The 2,396-nt window shown below is 63.9% G+C and carries 3 protein-coding genes and 1 pseudogene; 2 read left to right on the top strand and 2 right to left on the bottom strand.

Translation table 11 applies throughout. The features are described from left to right. Window positions 1–173: 173 nt before the first annotated feature. Window positions 174–608 carry a hypothetical protein gene (locus EOA36_RS33450; protein WP_127281012.1) on the bottom strand — a complete coding sequence of 145 codons (435 nt, stop codon included), beginning with the start codon at window positions 606–608 and terminating at the stop codon, window positions 174–176. Between the two features lie 107 nt (window positions 609–715). On the opposite strand from EOA36_RS33450, the gene EOA36_RS33445 reads away from it, so the two are divergent. After that, on the top strand, window positions 716–1,066 hold the full coding sequence (locus EOA36_RS33445) for a DUF952 domain-containing protein (RefSeq protein WP_127281011.1): 351 nt from the start codon (window positions 716–718) through the stop codon (window positions 1,064–1,066). Next, the gene (locus tag EOA36_RS33440) at window positions 1,063–2,142 is read left to right on the top strand and encodes a quinone-dependent dihydroorotate dehydrogenase (protein WP_127281010.1); all 1,080 of its coding nucleotides are present in this window, start codon (window positions 1,063–1,065) and stop codon (window positions 2,140–2,142) included. Before EOA36_RS33445 ends, EOA36_RS33440 begins: the two co-directional genes overlap by 4 nt. On the opposite strand, the pseudogene EOA36_RS33435 reads toward EOA36_RS33440, so the two are convergent. Then, window positions 2,135–2,396 (bottom strand): annotated as a pseudogene (locus EOA36_RS33435) (MATE family efflux transporter); the annotation flags it as partial. The gene EOA36_RS33440 and the pseudogene EOA36_RS33435 overlap by 8 nt on opposite strands.

The raw sequence follows: 2,396 nt of genomic DNA, 5'->3' as shown, positions 1-2,396 counted from the left end.
CGCGAACCAGCGGATGATCGTCGGCGATGACGAAAGAATAGCCTGACGGCAAATGTCCCTCCCCGAATCCCCGATTTACTGCTTTTTGCGGGATCAGTCGGATGATTATGAGGGGCAGCGCGCTGTTTTCAAGCGGCAAAGCCAACGCGCCGCGTTTTCCTTGTCTCTGGCGCTCAGGTCTTCTGCGAGTTGAGCTGGGCGCCGCCGCCGCTGTCCTTGTCCATATCCTTGACGATGCCCATGAAGCCCTTCAGGAAGCGCTCCATGTAGCTCATCGTCTTGTTGAAATCCTCCTCGCTCGGCAGTTTCGATTCGAGGCGGGCCGAGAGCGAGTTCTCCAGCCTGGTGACGCGCTCGTCCATTGCCTTCATCGAGGTCTGCAAGCGATCGACCTCATCCTGGTAAGCGGCGCGTTCGTCGGCCGCCATCTTGCAGACGAGCTGGCCCGAACGCTCTTCGCAGATCGACATCGCGCCGGTCTGGGTATCCATGCGAATATAGCCGGTGGCCGACTTTTCCAGCCGGTAGCGGTCGGTTTCTTCCGAATAAGCTGAAGCCGCGACCAGTGAAGCGAGCGCGGCGGGGATCAAGATGTGCTGCAGACGCATGTCGTCCTCCATGGCCAAAGCCTGAAATATCGCATCTTTGCGCCGGAAATGGGGAAGACCCTTGGCCTGGCCTTCCCCGCACGACTGGTTCGGATTATAGCGCAACCATGTCACAGATTATCTACAAGATAACTCCGCAAGCGCCTTGGTGCGAGGCCGAAGCCAATGGCCGCTTCACCGGCGCGCCAATCGACATCGCCGACGGCTTCATCCATTTCTCGACGGCAGAGCAGGCAGCGGAAACCGCGGCAAAGCATTTTTCTGGCCAGACCGACCTTCTGCTGGTCGCCGTCGACGGCACCAGCCTGGGTGATGCGCTGAAATACGAGGTCTCGCGCGGCGGCGCGCTGTTTCCGCATCTCTACGGCGTGCTCGACCCGAAGGCGGTGCTGTGGGTCAAGCCGCTGCCGCTCGGTGCCGACGGTAGCCACCAGTTCCCGGCCCTGGAGGGGCAATGAGCGTGCTCGACCGGATCGGCCAGAAGCTGCTGTTCACCTTCGATCCGGAAACCGCGCACGGCCTGTCGATCGCGGCATTGCGCTGCGGCCTGCCGGTCGGCGCGCGGACGGTACGCGATACAAGGCTGCAGGTCAGCCTTTGCGGTCTCGATTTCCCCAATCCGCTTGGCATGGCGGCCGGCTACGACAAGAACGCCGAGGTGCCCGACGCGCTGCTTGGGCTGGGCTTCGGCTTCGCCGAGGTCGGCACCGTCACCCCGCTGCCGCAGGCCGGCAATCCGAAGCCGCGCATCTTTCGGCTGACATCGGATGAAGCCGTCATCAATCGGCTGGGCTTCAACAATGAGGGCCACGCGGCGGCCGAAAAACGCCTTGCCGCGCGCAAGGGACGCGGCGGCATCGTCGGGGTCAACATCGGCGCCAACAAGGACAGCGCCGACCGCGTCGGCGACTATGAGCGCGGCGTCGCACGGTTTGCGCAATATGCCAGCTATCTCACGGTCAATATCTCCTCGCCCAACACGCCGGGCTTGCGCACCATGCAGGCGCGCGAGCAGCTCGGCGACTTGCTGTCCCGCCTCATGGCCGCACGCGCCACGGCGTCCGCGCAGCCGCCGGTCTTCCTCAAGATCGCGCCTGACCTGGTCGAGGCTGAACTGGAGGATATCGCCGCCGAGGTCACCGAGAAGAAGATCGACGGCATCATCGTCTCCAACACCACGATTTCGCGGCCCGCGCTGAAGAGCGGCGGCACGGCGGGCGAGACCGGCGGGCTCTCGGGCAAGCCGCTGTTCGAGCGCTCGACCATCGTGCTGGCGAAGATGCGCAGGCTCGCCGGGCCGGACATGGCCATCATCGGTGTCGGCGGCGTCAACTCGGCGGAGACGGCACTGGAGAAGATCCGCGCCGGCGCCGATCTCGTCCAGCTCTACACCGGCATGATCTATGCCGGACCGGCGCTGCCGGGCCGGATCGTCGCCGGGATGGCGCGCTTTGCCGAGACAGAGAAACTCAGGTCGATGCGCGAGTTGCGCGACAGTCATGTCGATCGATGGGCGTCGAAGCCGCTCAGCTGAACGCGGTTTGTATCCGCAGCCGCAGAATTGTCAGCAGGCTCAATCCCCGCACCAGCAGGAAAACGTGCAGCGCGGCCCACAGACCGGCATTGCCAAAGGCGGGCGCCAGCGTGATCAGCGCTGCGGCAAAGACGAGGAACGACAACAGCATCATGTTGCGCATGTCGCGCGACCATGTCGCGCCAATGAAGACCCCATCCATCTGGAAGGCGAGTACGCCACTCAGCGCGGTGAACGCCGCCCACGGCAGATAC

The sequence above is a fragment of the Mesorhizobium sp. M8A.F.Ca.ET.021.01.1.1 genome, assembly GCF_003998025.1.
Taxonomy (GTDB): Bacteria; Pseudomonadota; Alphaproteobacteria; order Rhizobiales; family Rhizobiaceae; genus Mesorhizobium.
Note: the sequence above shows the minus strand (reverse complement) of the source record. Positions and strands in the feature narration are given on the sequence as shown.

Coding starts and splice junctions, on each gene's coding strand:
- EOA36_RS33450 (WP_127281012.1), bottom strand. CDS start 608: ATGCGTCTGCAGCACATCTTGATCCCCGCCGCGCTCGCTTCACTGGTC.
- EOA36_RS33445 (WP_127281011.1), top strand. CDS start 716: ATGTCACAGATTATCTACAAGATAACTCCGCAAGCGCCTTGGTGCGAG.
- EOA36_RS33440 (WP_127281010.1), top strand. CDS start 1,063: ATGAGCGTGCTCGACCGGATCGGCCAGAAGCTGCTGTTCACCTTCGAT.